This is a genomic window from Ensifer sesbaniae (assembly GCF_013283665.1).
Lineage (GTDB): Bacteria > Pseudomonadota > Alphaproteobacteria > Rhizobiales > Rhizobiaceae > Ensifer > Ensifer sesbaniae.
In genome coordinates this window covers 1,421,696-1,437,369 of record NZ_JABEKU010000002.1, presented here as the reverse complement: position 1 = coordinate 1,437,369, position 15,674 = coordinate 1,421,696, and the positions used below count along the sequence as shown (strand labels likewise).

Below are 15,674 nucleotides of genomic sequence, written 5' to 3'. Positions count from 1 at the left end.
CGAGAACTTCCGAAGGGTCCAAAAGATAGGTCATATCCGTTTTGGAGAGGCCGAAAAGGTCGCGAGCGACGAGGACGTCGAGCTCGGCAACCAGTTTGCGACGCTTTGTGGGGTTCGTCTCGGGTGAGAAACGTCTGACATCGAGGCCAACCAATTCTGCACAGCTACGCCAGAAATCAGCCATTTCCGAACCGGCGGCAGTTAGAAGAAGGGCTCGTTGGGCGATCGCCGTCTCGACGCGTTCACCTCCGAAGTAACGGGGAGGGGAAGGCTGTCTACGATGTTGAATGCCATCTTCAGCGAGATTTTCTTGCGGACGAGGAAATCCATGCAAATCGAGTTTATCACCCCCAGAAGCAACATGTGCGATTCCGGTCGTCGATCGGAGAGTTCAAGTGTCGGCACCTTGTCCCCACAAACAACCATTGGCGGGATCGGTTTTGCGCCGGAATGGACGAAGGACTTGCCGAACCGCAACTTTGAGCTCCGACCCGTGCGCGGCGTCGATCTCAAGATCGGGCTTGGTGTTGCCTGGAATAAGGAGGATCCAACGGTGTCACGGGACGACATCATCGACATCGCCCGGTCGCTAGCGCGACCGGCCAGGTGAGGTGCGGGGGGGCATTGGCGATAGAGCGAGGCGGCGTTAAGTTCAATGAAGGTGTTCCATCTCATCGCCCGAAACGGCTTGTTGGCACACCGTGGGCGCCCGGCTGCAGCGCGAAGACCGCACCTTCATGTGGGTTGCGGGCAAGATACTCGTCGCTCATCGTGAAGCGCGCCGACGTAACAAACAGAGTCTCGAACTGCGAACCGCCAAAGGCGCAGCTGGTCGGCCATGAACACGGTAGGTCGACAACGCGATCTATCCTACCATCAGGTGCACATCGGATCACGCAGCCGCCGCCGGCGACGCGGCAATTCCAAATGAAGCCTTCAGCATCCACGCAGGAGCCGTCCGGCAGCCCTCGCTCAAAACCCGAAAGAATCGTTTGCCTGTCGTTCAACACTATGGGGTCGGCGCCGAGTGCATAACTGTAGACCGCGTTGTCTTCGGTATCTGCCGTGATCAGCCGCCCGCCGTCGATCCAGATCAGGGTATTGGTGATACCAAACCGATCCTCGGAAACCGGACGTAATTTTCCTCGCGCGTAGCGGTAGAGCCTTCCGGACTTTCCCGACATCGCGATCGGCGTGCCATTGGCGGCGATGTTGTCTTGCATCGTGCCTACCCAGAAGGCCCCATCCGGTGCAACGACGCCTTCGTTCAACCGGTTGCCCGGCACTTCGGGCTCGACTTCCGCCACGGGACGAAGCTCGCCTCCAAACTCCCATAAGGCGATGGATTTCCGCAATCCGACAATAGCGCCGCCGTCGTCGCGAAGGCCAATTGACGTGACGAGGTCCGGGAAACTCCACTTTTCATGGTTGCCGGTGCTCGGGCAGAGCCGGTGGATCGATTTTCCGACGATGTCGACCCAGCAAAGCTTGTGCGTTCGATCATCCCAGACCGCACTCTCGCCAACTATGTTTTCCGCCGCGAATGCCACGTCAACTTGGATTTTCATAAGCCCTCCGAGCTCTTCGCAAATTGGTTCTTGACACACAGCTTATCCATAAACTATGACTCAGTTCAATTCAACCTGTCCGACAGGTTTTATCAAACTGGGAGACGAAAATGAGTTTAGCTCCAGTCGAAGAAGAACAGTTTGCAGGAGGCAATCTCGTCAGTACCGCTATCGGTGCCATCACCCAGCACATCCGCACGAACGAGCTGGGTCCGGGAGATCGACTGCCGAGCGAGGCCACCTTGTCGAAGGAGCTAAGCGTGTCGCGGTCGGTCGTTCGTGAGGCTTTCAGGTCGCTTGCCACGATGCGGCTGATTGATCTCAATGTCGGAAAGCGTGCCACTGTGGCCCAACTCGACCACGGCGCAATGTCCCTGATGATCGAGCACGGCGTGCACACGGCCCAGATCAACATCAATCAGGTTTACGACGTTCGCCGAACCATAGAGATGCGAACTTCGACGCTGGCTGCACTTCGCCGAACCGACGCGGAAGCGCGCATCATCCTCGACCATGCGAGAGCGATGGAGACCAATTTTGCGGATGCGGACAAGGTCATGGAGAGCGATCTCGCTTTTCACCTGGAGATCGCTCGCGCCTCCAAGAACCCGATCTTCTCGATAATCGTCGGCGCGTTCCAGGGTGTCTCCCGGCAGACCTGGCCGATCGGGTGGCGCAGCCGCGCGTCCGACGCCGAGCGGCACGCCATGAACCGGATACATATCGACTTGGCCGAGGCAATCCTTGCTGGCGACCCGCAAGCCGCCAGCCAGCTCATGGCCCGCCATTTCGATGAAAGCGCAAAAGCGCTGCTCGCGGCTGGAATCGCATAGGGAAAACCTGATGAAAATTACGAAACTTGAGACGGTCCGCATCGCGGAACGGCCGAACCTGCTTTGGTTGCTGGTCCACACCGACGAGGGGTTGACGGGGCTCGGAGAAACCTTCTTCGGCGCAGAAACCGTCGAGACCTACATTCACGAATACGTCGCCCCTCGTGTAATCGGGCGAAACCCGCTGCAGATCGATCTGCTGGCATCTGACCTGGTCGGTTATCTCGGATTTCGCTCGTCCGGCGCAGAGGTGCGTGGGAATTCGGCGTTCGACATTGCGCTTTGGGATATTTTTGGAAAGGCGACGGGTCAGCCGATCGCGCAGCTGCTCGGCGGCTTCAGCCGCAACGAAATCCGCACCTACAACACCTGTGCGGGTACGGAGTACATCAAGAAGGCAACCGGTCAGACGACCGCAAACTACGATCTGTCGTCCGCCGGCGTCCGCAACTACGACGACCTCAACGGCTTCCTGCATCGCGCCGACGAACTGGCACTGTCCCTCTTGGAAGAGGGTATTACGGCGATGAAGATTTGGCCGTTTGATATCGCGGCGGAAAAGTCGCGTGGTCAGTATATTTCGATGCCCGACTTGAAATCGGCGCTGGTGCCATTCCAGAAGATCCGCGACGCCGTTGGCGATCGCATGGACATCATGGTCGAGTTCCACTCGATGTGGCAGCTCTTGCCGGCAATGCAGATTGCCAAGGCGCTCGCACCCTATCAAACGTTCTGGCACGAGGATCCCATCAAGATGGATAGCCTCTCGAGCCTCAAGCGCTATGCAGCCGTCTCGCCTGCGCCGATCTCGGCGTCGGAAACATTGGGTTCGAGGTGGGCTTTCCGCGACCTCCTGGAGACCGACGCCGCTGGCGTCGTCATGCTGGATATCAGCTGGTGTGGCGGGTTGTCGGAGGCGCGCAAGATCGCGGCGATGGCGGAGGCGTGGCACCTCCCGGTTGCCCCCCACGATTGTACCGGTCCCGTCGTTCTTTGCGCATCGACGCATCTGTCGCTGAACGCGCCCAACGCGCTCGTCCAGGAGAGCGTTCGGGCCTTCTACAAGACCTGGTATCGCGACCTCGTTACGGCGCTCCCGGAAGTCCGAAACGGGATGATCACGGTTCCACCAGGGGCCGGCCTCGGCATGGAGCTTAATCCCGACCTCGAAAAGGCATTCACGGTGTCCCGTCGCACTTCGAGCGGGGGCTAAGGCCGGGTTCTTTCGCAATTCTGCAGCTTAAGGAGGAGCAAGCATGCGAACTTTATTGATACGGAGTGCATTGGGGTTGGCGCTTTTGGGTTCGACCGCGCTCGGCGCATCGGCGGAACCGCTGAAGATCGTCTTCACACATCACTCGTCGGCGTCGAACACGTTCTGGCAGGCGGTCAAAAAGGGTTACGACGACGCCTGCGAAAAGATCGGCGCAAGTTGCCAGATGGTGTTTACCCAGACCGAGGGTTCCGTTGAACAACAGCTCTCGAATATGGAGACCGCGTTGGCAAGCAAGCCTGACGCCCTTCTGACGTCCACCGTCGATGACAAGGCGTTTGACGACGTCATCGCTCGGGCCGCCAAGGACGGCGTCGAGGTCATCGGCGTCAACGTCGACGACAGCGAGGGGGCGAAAGGAAACGCGCGGGTCGCTTTCGTCGGTCAGGGTTTCCGACGCGCCGGGTACTCGCTTGGAAAGGCCATGTCGGAGAATTTTCCCAAGGAGGGACCGATCAAAGTGTTGGTCGGGATTTCCGCGCCCGGCCAGAACTGGTCCGAGGCCCGCGGTCAGGGTGTCATGGATTTCCTCGCGGAATTCAAGGCCGCGAACCCCGGTCGAGAAGTGTCCTGGGAACGGATCGACAGCGGCACGGACCTTGCCGTGACATCAGACCGTGTCGGCGCCTACCTTAATGCGCACCCCGACACCACCGCCTATTTCGATACCGGATTCTGGCATGCCGCGGTGGCAAGAGTTCTGAAGGATCGTGGGGTCGCGCCTGGTCAGGTGCTTCTGGGCGGCTTCGATCTGGTGCCCGAAGTCGTGCAGCAAATGCAGACGGGCTACGTTCAGGTCCAGGTCGATCAGCAGCCATACATGCAGGGCTTCATGCCTGTCATGCAGGTCTATCTCGCCAAGAATTTTGGCCTCGCCCCGGCTGACATCGATACGGGGCAGGGGATCGTCCGTCCAGCCGATGCCGACAACATTATGGACCTTTCAGCACAGGGCCTCCGGTAGACGCGCTTCTTCGAAATCGGATGGTTTTCGCAGAAAGAGGCTGATGATGAAGCATGTGCTTTGCGCGTCGAACACGGCGCGCAAAGCACTGAATTTGGCCGGCAGGCCCGCGAAACGCGCCGCCCTGCCGCACGGGAGTGCATGCGATGAAAAGAATGCTGAAAATCTACATGGAGAAGCCGGAGCTCGCGGCGCTCCTTCTACTATTGCTGCTCGTAGTTCTCTTCCAGCTCCGGTCTGGAGGCGTCTTCTTGAGCTTTGATAACCTGCGAGGCTTCTTTGGGATACTCCCGGAGATGGCACTGGTTGCGATCGGTGTCACTGTTTTGATGATCTGCGGAGAATTCGATCTTTCTGTCGGCGCCGTTTTCGCGCTGATGCCGATGACGATGGCCGTCTTGATGGCCACGGGGGTCTCGTTCCCGATGGCACTAGTCGCGGGCCTTCTCGTTTGTGTGGCGATCGGACTGCTGAACGGCTATCTGACCATTCGTTTTGCGATCCCAAGCTTCATAACCACGCTTGGCATGATGTTCGTCGCCAGATCTCTTACGGTCGTGATCTCCGGCGGCTTTCCGCCTCTGTTGCCAACTGATCTTCCCACTTGGCTCTTCACCAGTTTTGTTGGGCCTGGCCAATTGCTGCGCATGTCGTTCCTTTGGTTTCTGGCCATTGCTGTTCTCGTATCGCTGCTTCTGAGCCGTACGAACTTTGGAAACTGGATCAGAGCAACCGGTGGCTTTCTGCCAGCGGCCGACGCCCTCGGCATTCCGACAGCACGCGTCAAGATCGCCTGCTTCATTCTTTGCTCGGTACTGAGTGGCTTTGCCGGGCTTATTCAGGTGCTTCGCCTCGGGTCGCCGCTGCCTTCGATCGGCGAAGGCATGGAACTCCAAGCGGTTGCCGCAGCCGTCATTGGTGGCACCGCCCTGAACGGCGGCGTTGGAGCGGTCTTCGGCGGCATCATTGGTGTCATCCTCATCCGCGTGATCGATAACGGCCTCATCCTCAGCCAGGTCGACGCCAATTGGTTCAAGTTTGCGATCGGGTCGCTGACGATCTTTGCTGTCGTCGCCAACTCCTGGCTTCGCAAGCGGGCAAAATCGATCAAGGTGGAGGTTTAAGCCATGAACGGTCCAATTGTATCCGTCCGGAACCTGCACAAATGGTATTCAGGCGTCCATGCTCTTAAGGGCGTCTCGGTCGATTTCGCTCGCAACGAGGCAGTCGGTCTGATTGGTGACAACGGCGCAGGCAAATCGACACTCATCAACATCCTTTCCGGCGTCCAGAAACAGGACGAGGGCAGTATCTTCGTCGAGGGAAAAGAGGCTGCGATATCGAGCCCGCGCGACTCCATGCGGCTCGGGATCGAGACCATCTATCAGTACAACTCTATGGTCCCGACCATGTCTATCGCGCGGAACCTGTTCATTGGTCGCGAGCCGATCAAATACTCCCTCTTCGGCTTCGGCGTTCTGGATTTGCGCAAGATGCGCGAGGAAAGCGTCCAGGCCATCGCGGACGTCGACCTTCATCTGCGCTCGCCTGACGCCTTGGTCGGCGAACTCTCAGGCGGGCAACGACAGGGGGTCGCGATCGCCCGTGCCATGCATTTCAAGTCGAAGGTGATGATCCTCGACGAACCGACGAACCACCTGTCGGTCAAGGAAACGAACAAGGTCATAGGTTTCGTTCGTTCGTTGAAGGAACAGAATGTTACCGGCATCTTCATCAGTCATAATATGCATCACGTCTTCGAATCCTGTGATCGCGTGGTCGCCATGGCGCGTGGGCAGATTGTGCTCGACAAGCGTGTCAGCGAGACGTCGATCGACGAAGTCCAGTCCGTACTTTGAGGGGAACGCAGATGAAACCACTTCAGGGAAAAGTGGCGCTTGTCACGGGCGGCCTTGGCACACTTGGTCGAGCGCAGGCCCGAAAACTCACAGCGGAAGGCGCCACTGTCATCGTACTCGACCGTCCTGGCCTCCAGGTAGATCTGACGGAAAATCTCGGCGAAAACGCGCGCTTTCTCGGATGCGATCTGAATGACCTCGCGAAAACCGAGGATCTCATCCGGCAGGAGGCCGAAACCTCAGGCGGTATCGATATCCTGATCAACAACGCCGCGCTCATAATCAACAAGCCGTTCCAAGAGTTCAGTCTGGCGGAGTACGAGGACCAGATCCGCGTCAATTCGTCGGCGGCATTTGCGGCTGTTCGAGCCTGTGCCGACCTGATGAAACGCAAAGGACGCGGCAAGATCCTCAACTTTGCTTCCATTACGCTCAATGGCCAATGGGACGGCTATGTGCCCTATGTCGCATCGAAGGGCGCAATGATCGGTCTGACGAAATCCTTGGCCCGTGAACTCGGACCATTCGGGATCAACGTCAACGCGATTTCGCCCGGAGCGGTGGTTTCTGAAGCAGAGAACCGGGTATTTGCCGATCGGCTGCAGGAATACAACGATTGGGTCCTCGAGCGGCAATGCCTGAAATCACGTGTTAAGCCCGAGGACGTCGCGGAACTCGTTTACTTCCTCGTCTCATCCGCTTCGGACATGATTGCTGGACAGAATTTCGCCATCGACGGCGGTTGGTAGATGGTTGTCGAGCGGATCAATGTCGAGAACTGCAAGGCGCACTTGCAGCTGATCCCGGCACTTGGTGGCGGCATTGCACAGCTTGACGTACGACATCCGTCAGGCGAGTGGCTTCCTGTGTTGAGACCGTGGAACGGCCGAATGGAAGATGGCCCCTTCGAACTGGGGTCTAATGTGCTTGTTCCATTCTCCAACCGCATTTCACGCGGCGGATTTGAACATGACGGTGCGTTTCATCCCATTCCACCTAACCTCGCCGGCGAGCCATTCCCCATTCACGGGGACGGCTTTCAGCGGGGCTGGCGATTGGTTGCTCGCAGCGGCGAGACCGTCGAACTGGAATGCGATGGGGCGATCGGTCCGTTTCACTATCGGGCAAGGCAGGTCTTCACTCTTGGGCCCGAAAAACTCGACATAAAGCTCACGGTTCAAAACATCTCGGGACGGTCACTACCCTTCGGCATCGGATTCCACCCGTGGTTTCCGCGAAATGCGGGCACTCGGCTGCAATTTCTCGCCGAGGAGGTCTGGCTGGAGGACAATGAACACTTGCCGACAGGTCGTCGAAAGCTATGCGAAATTCCAGACTGGAATTTTAGCGACGGGCGGGCGTTGCCCGACCGGTGGATCAACAACGCCTTCGGCGGGTGGGCTGGAGAGGCGGTCATCATGCAGGGAAAGGGGGCGGTCTCCGTCAGGATCTTGGCCTCCGATAATCTCGGCTATGCGCTGCTCTATTCGCCAGATGCGAAGGCGGACTTCTTTTGTTTTGAGCCGGTTTCCCACCCGGTGGACGCACATAACCTCGTGGGGCGGCCAGGCCTGAAGATACTTGAAGACCGCCATGAGATGACTGGTTCAATGACTTTGGAATGGGAAGAGGCATATGGAACTCGATAAGAGTGGCACTTTCGTTGGTCGTGTTTGGTTGTCTGAGGAGAAGGGGCCCGTCCTGGTGACAGTCAGTGCCGGCGTGGTGTTCGACATCACCACAAGAGAAGCGCCAACCATGCGTGATCTCTTGGAGATGGACGATCCTGTCGGGTTCGTCCGGGAACGACAGGGAAGGGCGATCTGCGCGCTAGACGAGGTTCTCTCGGGAACACCGAGGGGCTCCGAGGCGGCCCGGCTACTCGCACCATGTGACCTTCAGGCCATCAAAGCCTGCGGCGTGACATTCGCCCGCTCGATGCTCGAACGGGTGATCGAGGAGCGTGCCGCGGGGAACCCTGACCTCGCCTCTAAAATCCGCGAACGCGTGACGGTGCTGGTTGGCGACAGCCTGCGCGACCTCAAGGCCGGCTCCGCGGAGGCGGCCAACGTCAAGGAGGCCCTGATCGAGGAGGGCGTCTGGTCGCAATACCTCGAAGTTGGAATCGGTCCTGATGCCGAAGTCTTCACCAAAGGGCAGGTCATGTCGGCGGTTGGGTATGGAGACGAGGTAGGGCTGCACCCGATATCGAGATGGAACAACCCGGAACCGGAGGTTGTGCTCGCTGTGGACAGCAAGGGCCGGGTAAAGGGGGCGACGCTCGGCAACGATGTGAACTTACGCGACGTTGAAGGGCGCTCGGCGCTGTTGCTTGGCAAAGCCAAGGACAATAATGCCTCCTGCGCGCTCGGGCCATTCATTCGACTGTTCGATGAGAGCTATTCGATCGACGACGTGCGCAATGCCGACCTCGATCTGCGACTAGAAGGCGAGGATGGCTATGTGCTGATGGGCAGGAGCTCGATGAAGGAGATCAGTCGCGATCCACTCGATCTGGTATCGCAGACCATCGGCGGCCATCACCAGTATCCCGATGGCTTTATGTTGTTCATGGGCACGCTGTTTGCGCCCGTCGAAGACCGTGATGTCCCGGGTCAGGGATTTACGCACAAGCTCGGGGATGTCGTGACAATCTCAAACGCCCAGCTGGGATCCCTGGTCAACACGGTGCGATTGTCAACAGAGTGCAGTCCCTGGACTTTTGGCGCATCGCACCTGATGCGCAATCTCGCGGCGCGTCAGCTGATCTGAATGGAACCGACCATGACATTGCACCAGAACCTGATTGCCGGCGAATGGGTCGGTGGTGACGGGGTTGCCAACATCAACCCGTCGAACACCAATGACGTGGTGGGCGAATATGCCCGCGCCTCGGCTGACGATGCGCGGGCAGCGATCGCGGCGGCCAAGGCGGCGTTTCCCGCCTGGTCGCGCTCCGGCATCCTCGAGCGCCATGCGATCCTGAGGAAGACCGCCGACGAGATCCTCGCCCGCAAGGACGAGCTCGGAAAGCTTCTGTCGCGCGAGGAAGGCAAGACGCTGGTCGAAGGCATCGGCGAGACCGTGCGCGCCGGCCAGATCTTCGACTTCTTCGCCGGCGAGTGCCTGCGCCTGGCAGGCGAAGTCCTGCCGTCCGCCCGGCCCAATATCGGCGTCGAGATCACCCGCGAGCCGGTCGGCGTCGTCGGCATCATCACGCCCTGGAACTTCCCGATCGCCATTCCCGCCTGGAAGATCGCCCCGGCGCTCTGCTACGGCAACACCGTCGTCTTCAAGCCGGCCGAGTTGGTGCCCGGCAGTTCCTGGGCGATCGTCGACATCCTCCATCGCGCCGGCCTGCCGAAGGGGGTCTTGAACCTCGTCATGGGCAAGGGCTCGGTCGTCGGCCAGGCGATGCTCGACAGCCCCGATATCAGCGCCATCACCTTCACCGGCTCGGTCGGCACCGGCAAGCGGGTCGCTGCCGCCTCCGTCGAGCACAATCGCAAGTACCAGCTGGAGATGGGCGGCAAGAACCCCTTCGTCGTGCTCGACGACGCCGATCTGTCGGTGGCGGTCGAGGCGGCGGTCAATTCCGCCTTCTTCTCCACCGGCCAGCGCTGCACCGCGTCCTCGCGCATCATCGTCACCGAAGGCATTCACGATCGTTTCGTGGCGGCGATGGGCGAACGGATGAAGGGGCTGACGATCGACGATGCGTTGAAGGCCGGCACCCATATCGGCCCGGTGGTCGACGAGAGCCAGCTCAACCAGGACACCGACTACATCGCCATCGGCAAGCAGGAAGGCGCGAAGCTGGCCTTCGGCGGCGAGCTTCTGAAGCGCGACACGCCCGGCTTCTATTTGCAGCCGGCGCTGTTCACCGAGGCGACGAACGCGATGCGGATCAGCCGGGAAGAGATCTTTGGGCCGGTCGCCGCCGTCATCCGCGTCAGGGATTACGACGAAGCGCTCGCCGTTGCCAACGACACGCCCTTCGGCCTGTCCTCCGGCATCGCCACCACCAGCCTCAAGCATGCGACCCATTTCAAGCGCAACGCCGAAGCCGGCATGGTGATGGTCAACCTGCCGACCGCCGGCGTCGACTTCCACGTGCCCTTCGGCGGCCGCAAGGGCTCGTCCTACGGCTCGCGCGAGCAGGGACGCTATGCCGCCGAGTTCTACACCACCGTCAAGACGGCCTACACGCTGGCCTGAACTGCGTTGAAACATTCGGAATTCGGCCCTCATCCCAGTCAGTCAAGGAATGTTCGATTCCCTTCAAACGAGAAGCAGTGGCCAGTATTCGCACCCAATGAAAAAACGCCTTGGCATCTGGTTGCAGCCCCCACGACCCCCCCCCAAAAAAATACTCCGGGGCTCTACTTCCGGATCGATGGTCTCCAAGAAGCTTGACGCGAATCCCGGCAATCGAGCGCGGCCGCTTCATCTGGCCGGCGACGGAGGGTGGCGCGATCGCGCTGACGCCCGGCCAGATGTCCTATCTGCTGGAGGGGATCGATTGGCGAAACCCGCAGCAGAGCTGGCGTCCGACCAGCGCCGGGCAGGTCGTCCCGGAGGAAACCGATGTCACCGTCTGGGGCATGGCGGTCCGATATGACGAGACCTATGATGCCTTCAAGGTCGGTGGCGCAATTGCCTTTTCGAGGCCAGGCGACGGCAATTCGATCTACGACGCGTCCCTTTCCGTGTTGCATCTGGATACCGGCCTCAGCCTCACCCTTGCGGCGGGCTATTCGGATAAGGAAACGGTCGATGGGCGCTACGGTTATGTGAAAGTCGGTTATCAGGCCGATATTTTCGACGTCGGCAAGACAGCGTTCTCCGTTGATGCCTATTTCGGCAAGGACATTGCGGGAAGGGGCAGCAAAAGCGATTCCTTCGGGGCGCAGATTGTCCAGAACCTCGACTATCTGCAGACGGAACTTTATCTCGGCGCCCGCACCTACTCGCTTGAGCAGGAAACCGCTGATCTCCAGGACAGTTTCGCTGTTCTCGGCGGTGCCAGAATTAAGTTCTGAGCGGTTGCCGCCAGAGCAGAGCGAAGCTTGGTTCTGCGAATGTTCCAGTTTTGTGCTTCTGGGATCGCATAATGTATTATCGGGAATGGTATTATCGGGAATGTAGCGAGCCTGGGTATTCTCCAGGCTGCTCGAAAGCAGGGCCGATGCGACCGTATCACAGGCTGGAATAAGCGCGATGACGCTGGCATCAGCGACGGTGGATGGCAACACCCACCCGGTCGGTTTCGCCTGGGGGAGCCGCGGCGGTCGGGACGGGAATAGCGCTGAGCGCAATGAGACGATGGGGCAGGCTTGTGCCTGCAAGGGGGAGGCGCGCCTAAGCTCTTGCTGCGACCAGGGTGGCCAGCGGCGGAATGGTCTGCCCTCGAGGCCGAGGCGGTCGCCGAGATAACGCCAGAACGATAGGCCGAGTTTCCGGCATGTCTTCATCAGCCCGAGCATGGTGTCACGCGCCACGGGTGCCGGCTCATCGTGCCCCCGGGAAATCTTGCGTTTGGTGACGAAGCTGCGCAGGTCGTCTTCCGACACATTAGTGTGAAGCGGGATGTCAGGCCGTTCCAGTACCTTGAGCAGTTCGTCCTTCCGGCGAGAAAGACGTACCAGAAGCTTGTCGAGGTCCTCATAACCGGTGCGCAGCGAGAAGATGCGACCGAAGCTTTTGTGAAATGCGGCGGCAAGGCCGAGTGGGTGCTTTCGTTTGACGCTCTTCAGTGCCCGTTAGAACCGCCACACGAGCGCACCGTCTCGACCAGACGCACTTGCCGCGGCGTGGCCGGCATCAGCTTCTGCAGCAGCCGCTCGGCGTGCACCCAACACAGGGTATGGTTGCCGAACCGGCACTGGCCGGCATCGTCAGAGAGACGATCACCGTGTCGCCGAGAAGACCATGATGGCGGATGGAGCCCCAGACGCCTGCTTCTGCGATCACACGGACCGCCTGCCTGTCGAAAATGTCGATGCCTTTGCTCGCCAGATATTCGAGAAATGGCACCTGATTGCAAAAGCGTCGTGATTCGTGGCCGCGGATTTTGGCCACCAGCGCCGGATCCGCGTGGCGGCCGTCCAGATAGCCAAACACCGCACTGGCACGCCCGGGTGTTCTAGAATTAGCGCTCGTCGACTATTGCTGGTCGCAAACTGCTTAAGTTGCCGACAATGCCGCACTGCGCGAATGGAATCGCGAGTGCCGTCAACCTCCTACCATGTCTTCAGCTCGTAGCACATTAGAACATCTGACCTAGTGGTCCTCGTGCGCAAAGTCGAGCTATCTGATGCGTCGCTGTCCATCTCTCGGACAAAGTTCAAGTGAAGGAGAGTTGTATGTTACCGCCCGCCGGGGCTGGCGGACCCGCTCCACAGTGCGTTCGGGATAGCCGTTCTGGATGTGGTATCTGAAGATACTTGCCTCGCTCCTGATGGCGATGATGGCTTCCGGGGACCCAACGTTTTCAGCGGACGGCCTTTACCGCGCGCTGTGATCGGCCTCGGCCGACTTTGTTTGCAATTCGATACGCGATTTAAATGCATTGTATCTTCCTTCAGTTGCTTTCTCCTTAGCCCAGACGTTTGTCACCTCGGCGACTCCGCCGCTCGGACAAAACCACCTGAATTCGACACGACAGAGTTTGCATGAAGCACATCGCCGTTCCCACCGATAGATTCCTGGACGGTAGATTTCGTGCGACGACCCTGCGCATGGCCTTGATCTATGCGGCCGCCGAGTTGCTGATCACTAGTCCGATCTGGCTGACAATCGGTGACAATCCGCTGAAGCCGTTTCTTGGGAAGCTTGTCCTTGGAGCGGCTTTTATCGTTCTGGCCATTCTGTTTGCGCAGCTGCTGAGCCGAATGAGAGATCAACGCTACGCCACGCAGGTTCTCGCATGTCTGCTGTTTTCCCTGGTCAGTTCGCTGGGTATGTCCCTGCTGGACTCTCACCTCTATGCGCTGATCATGTCGCCCGTTGTCGTGCCGTTTAACATCATGGATTACGGCTATGCGGTCTGTTATCGCATGTCGATCTTCTTCGGCTGGTCGTTCCTCTTCGTGGCGCTGCTCAAACACATGGACGTGCGCGATCGGGATCTGAAACTGATTGCCTCGCGTGAAGAGGCGCTCGCCGCCCAGATGCGCGCTTTGCAGTATCAGATAAATCCGCATTTCCTCTTCAACACGCTCAACTCAATCACTGGCGTGGTCGAGGAGGGGGCATCGCAACGGGCTGAGCGGATGATCATGTCGCTCTCGGCCTTTCTGCGGTCGACGCTGCAACTCGATCCGATGCGCGAATTGCCGCTTGCAGACGAGCTGGTCTTGCAGAAAGAGTATCTCGATATCGAGAAAGAGCGGTTTTCGGATCGAATGATTGTCCGGATCGACATCCCTCCCGAGCTTGAGAGCGCGATGGTTCCAAGTCTGATCCTGCAGCCGTTGGTCGAAAATGCGGTAAAGCACGGCGTCGGCGGTTCTGCCGACGAGGTCGAAATTCACATCCGTGCGGGCTGGGTCGGTGAGACGCTCTATCTGTCGGTCGAAAACGACGTTGCCGCATCGGCCGCCTCCGGCAAGACCGGCAACAGCCTCGGCATTGGCCTTGCCAATGTCGCCCATCGGATCAAAACGCATTTTCCAGAGGGCGCATCGTTGACCGCCGGTTATATTGAGCCGACGCGCTATCGCGTATCTCTGAAGATGCCCCTGAGAATCAAACGAGCCGAGCACTGACACGTCGTGCGGCCACGCGCCGAACTGATGCGGTGGCGCGGCGCTCGGAGTTCCAATTATAGCGTTCCCCTGACGGAGCAGGGGGAGTGGCGATGTCTTGCATCTGAAGAAGATGCTTCGACGTATCCATACCAATTTCGAGCGATGGGACGGTTCCTTTGCCAAAAAACTCCCTGATCTGACATTTGCAGATTGCGACCCCGGATCGGAGGCCGTCCACACCAACACTTGGAAATAGAATGTACCCCCTTTACAAAAGATGGTGTAACGGGCGGATCCGGCCCGGCAGGTTTGAAGGGCCGGTGGTCGTCCCTCACAATGATGGTGTCGCGGAGTCAGGAGTGGCCTGCTCCATAGCAGCACGGAGAGACGACCATGAAGCAGTATGCCGGCATCGACGTATCACTGGAGTACTCAAGTGTGTGCGTGGTGGATGCGGATGGCCGCATTGTGCGGGAAGCAAAGATCCTCAGCGAACCCGATGCGCTGATCGCCTGGTTCGGCGCGCACGGCGTGGCGATGGATTTCTTTCCCAGGCAGATAGTAGAGTTCATCTGGCGGTGTTTCCAAATGTCCTGGACGTGTCGCCCCCGAACGGTCGATCTTCAAAGGCGGTGTAGCCAAGACAGCCATGAGTTGCGTTTGTGTGAACACTTAATGGCGTCTGCGAGAAAATACATCCCGGCCGCCACTGGCCGTTTCGCGCGGGGCTGGATACTGAGGGCGAACAAATAAGGAACGACCAATGGAGTATTGGGATCAGGTTGAACGAATTCTTCGCGCCAGTTCATTTGTAGAGCTCGTTCGCGAATCGAAGGCTTGGGCGACTTCCACTGGTTTTGGTCATCAAGCCTACGCCGTTAAATTTAAGGATCTGCATGGGCGTGATCGCTCTGATTTTCTTACCTTCAGCGATTTCACTTTCCGAATGGGCCCCGACAAGATGATTGGTAAGCAGGCGGGCCAAATCCTGCGCCGGGCTGGAGAGTATGGGTTGCGGGCCGGAATCACCGTGCCGATCTCGTCTCCGGGCGTTAGTTGGGCTTTTATGACGTTCACGACCGATGCCACGTTTGATCTGCGCGATCTGTTTTGCACGATCGCGCCGATGACATACGTTGCCAGTTGCCTCCATGTCTCCGCCCGGCGCCTACAGGGTTGTGATGAAGCCACACCTCGTTTGACCGAACGAGAAAGGGAGGTCTTACGGTGGGCCGCGCTCGGAAAGACATCGTGGGACATTTCCGCGATACTCTCCGTCAGTGAAAGGACCGTCAATTTTCATCTGCAAGGGGCTGCTCGCAAGCTGGAAGTGAATGGGCGGCAGGCTGCCTGCACACGAGCGATTGCTCTCGGTCTCATCACGCTTTAGGCCCTGCACCCCTGTCAAAGTTGACAGCTTCTTTTC

Annotated in this window: 13 protein-coding genes and 3 pseudogenes; 14 read left to right on the top strand and 2 right to left on the bottom strand. The window is 58.9% G+C overall.

The genetic code is table 11. The features are described from left to right. Positions 1-430 precede the first annotated feature (430 nt). Positions 431-610 (top strand): annotated as a pseudogene (locus BHMPCIPO_RS24500) (LysR family transcriptional regulator); the annotation flags it as partial. Between the two features lie 61 nt (positions 611-671). Here BHMPCIPO_RS24500 and BHMPCIPO_RS24495 read toward each other — a convergent pair. Continuing rightward, positions 672-1,568, bottom strand: coding sequence for an SMP-30/gluconolactonase/LRE family protein (locus tag BHMPCIPO_RS24495; protein WP_173519356.1), 897 nt, complete (start codon positions 1,566-1,568; stop codon positions 672-674). A 110-nt stretch (positions 1,569-1,678) separates the two neighbouring features. On the opposite strand from BHMPCIPO_RS24495, the gene BHMPCIPO_RS24490 reads away from it, so the two are divergent. The 10 genes from BHMPCIPO_RS24490 to tnpB all read left to right on the top strand — a co-directional run bounded on the left by BHMPCIPO_RS24490 (position 1,679) and on the right by tnpB (position 11,539). Continuing rightward, positions 1,679-2,401 carry a FadR/GntR family transcriptional regulator gene (locus tag BHMPCIPO_RS24490; RefSeq protein WP_173519355.1) on the top strand — a complete coding sequence of 241 codons (723 nt, stop codon included), beginning with the start codon at positions 1,679-1,681 and terminating at the stop codon, positions 2,399-2,401. 10 nt (positions 2,402-2,411) lie between these two features. Further along, positions 2,412-3,614, top strand: a complete 1,203-nt coding sequence (locus BHMPCIPO_RS24485; protein ID WP_173519354.1) for a mandelate racemase/muconate lactonizing enzyme family protein — start codon at positions 2,412-2,414, stop codon at positions 3,612-3,614. Between the two features lie 43 nt (positions 3,615-3,657). Beyond that, positions 3,658-4,638, top strand: a complete 981-nt coding sequence (locus BHMPCIPO_RS24480) for a sugar ABC transporter substrate-binding protein (RefSeq protein WP_173519353.1) — start codon at positions 3,658-3,660, stop codon at positions 4,636-4,638. A gap of 146 nt (positions 4,639-4,784) precedes the next feature. Then, complete coding sequence (locus tag BHMPCIPO_RS24475) at positions 4,785-5,762, top strand: ABC transporter permease (RefSeq protein ID WP_173519352.1); 978 nt, start codon at positions 4,785-4,787, stop codon at positions 5,760-5,762. A gap of 3 nt (positions 5,763-5,765) precedes the next feature. Continuing rightward, positions 5,766-6,497, top strand: a complete 732-nt coding sequence (locus BHMPCIPO_RS24470; protein ID WP_173519351.1) for an ATP-binding cassette domain-containing protein — start codon at positions 5,766-5,768, stop codon at positions 6,495-6,497. An 11-nt stretch (positions 6,498-6,508) separates the two neighbouring features. Continuing rightward, positions 6,509-7,246 carry an SDR family oxidoreductase gene (locus BHMPCIPO_RS24465; RefSeq protein WP_173519350.1) on the top strand — a complete coding sequence of 246 codons (738 nt, stop codon included), beginning with the start codon at positions 6,509-6,511 and terminating at the stop codon, positions 7,244-7,246. Continuing rightward, positions 7,247-8,146, top strand: coding sequence for an aldose 1-epimerase (locus tag BHMPCIPO_RS24460; protein ID WP_173519349.1), 900 nt, complete (start codon positions 7,247-7,249; stop codon positions 8,144-8,146). After that, a complete protein-coding gene (locus BHMPCIPO_RS24455) occupies positions 8,133-9,269 on the top strand; it encodes a fumarylacetoacetate hydrolase family protein (RefSeq protein WP_173519348.1) in 1,137 nt (378 codons plus the stop codon). Before BHMPCIPO_RS24460 ends, BHMPCIPO_RS24455 begins: the two co-directional genes overlap by 14 nt. A gap of 12 nt (positions 9,270-9,281) precedes the next feature. Continuing rightward, positions 9,282-10,715 (top strand): aldehyde dehydrogenase family protein, encoded by a 1,434-nt coding sequence (locus BHMPCIPO_RS24450; protein WP_173519347.1) that lies wholly within the window; start codon positions 9,282-9,284, stop codon positions 10,713-10,715. A 194-nt stretch (positions 10,716-10,909) separates the two neighbouring features. Then, positions 10,910-11,539: an IS66 family insertion sequence element accessory protein TnpB gene (gene tnpB / locus BHMPCIPO_RS24445; RefSeq protein ID WP_210266640.1), complete on the top strand. Its 630-nt coding sequence runs from the start codon at positions 10,910-10,912 to the stop codon at positions 11,537-11,539. A gap of 319 nt (positions 11,540-11,858) precedes the next feature. On the opposite strand, the pseudogene BHMPCIPO_RS33990 reads toward tnpB, so the two are convergent. Next, positions 11,859-12,623 (bottom strand): annotated as a pseudogene (locus tag BHMPCIPO_RS33990) (IS66 family transposase); the annotation flags it as partial. Positions 12,624-13,171: 548 nt separating this feature from the next. Between BHMPCIPO_RS33990 and BHMPCIPO_RS24435 the strand changes: the two are divergent. From BHMPCIPO_RS24435 to BHMPCIPO_RS33530, 3 genes and pseudogenes are all read left to right on the top strand, one after another. Further along, positions 13,172-14,266 carry a sensor histidine kinase gene (locus tag BHMPCIPO_RS24435; protein ID WP_210266639.1) on the top strand — a complete coding sequence of 365 codons (1,095 nt, stop codon included), beginning with the start codon at positions 13,172-13,174 and terminating at the stop codon, positions 14,264-14,266. Between the two features lie 375 nt (positions 14,267-14,641). After that, positions 14,642-14,788: pseudogene (locus BHMPCIPO_RS24430) on the top strand (IS110 family transposase); the annotation flags it as partial. A 223-nt stretch (positions 14,789-15,011) separates the two neighbouring features. Continuing rightward, a complete protein-coding gene (locus BHMPCIPO_RS33530; protein ID WP_282439098.1) occupies positions 15,012-15,638 on the top strand; it encodes a helix-turn-helix transcriptional regulator in 627 nt (208 codons plus the stop codon). The last annotated feature ends 36 nt before the right edge of the window (positions 15,639-15,674 follow it).

Bases quoted from the DNA above. Each gene is read 5' to 3' on its own strand.
- BHMPCIPO_RS24495 (WP_173519356.1), bottom strand. From the start codon at position 1,568: ATGAAAATCCAAGTTGACGTGGCATTCGCGGCGGAAAACATAGTTGGC.
- BHMPCIPO_RS24490 (WP_173519355.1), top strand. From the start codon at position 1,679: ATGAGTTTAGCTCCAGTCGAAGAAGAACAGTTTGCAGGAGGCAATCTC.
- BHMPCIPO_RS24485 (WP_173519354.1), top strand. From the start codon at position 2,412: ATGAAAATTACGAAACTTGAGACGGTCCGCATCGCGGAACGGCCGAAC.
- BHMPCIPO_RS24480 (WP_173519353.1), top strand. From the start codon at position 3,658: ATGCGAACTTTATTGATACGGAGTGCATTGGGGTTGGCGCTTTTGGGT.
- BHMPCIPO_RS24475 (WP_173519352.1), top strand. From the start codon at position 4,785: ATGAAAAGAATGCTGAAAATCTACATGGAGAAGCCGGAGCTCGCGGCG.
- BHMPCIPO_RS24470 (WP_173519351.1), top strand. From the start codon at position 5,766: ATGAACGGTCCAATTGTATCCGTCCGGAACCTGCACAAATGGTATTCA.
- BHMPCIPO_RS24465 (WP_173519350.1), top strand. From the start codon at position 6,509: ATGAAACCACTTCAGGGAAAAGTGGCGCTTGTCACGGGCGGCCTTGGC.
- BHMPCIPO_RS24460 (WP_173519349.1), top strand. From the start codon at position 7,247: ATGGTTGTCGAGCGGATCAATGTCGAGAACTGCAAGGCGCACTTGCAG.
- BHMPCIPO_RS24455 (WP_173519348.1), top strand. From the start codon at position 8,133: ATGGAACTCGATAAGAGTGGCACTTTCGTTGGTCGTGTTTGGTTGTCT.
- BHMPCIPO_RS24450 (WP_173519347.1), top strand. From the start codon at position 9,282: ATGACATTGCACCAGAACCTGATTGCCGGCGAATGGGTCGGTGGTGAC.
- BHMPCIPO_RS24435 (WP_210266639.1), top strand. From the start codon at position 13,172: ATGAAGCACATCGCCGTTCCCACCGATAGATTCCTGGACGGTAGATTT.
- BHMPCIPO_RS33530 (WP_282439098.1), top strand. From the start codon at position 15,012: ATGGAGTATTGGGATCAGGTTGAACGAATTCTTCGCGCCAGTTCATTT.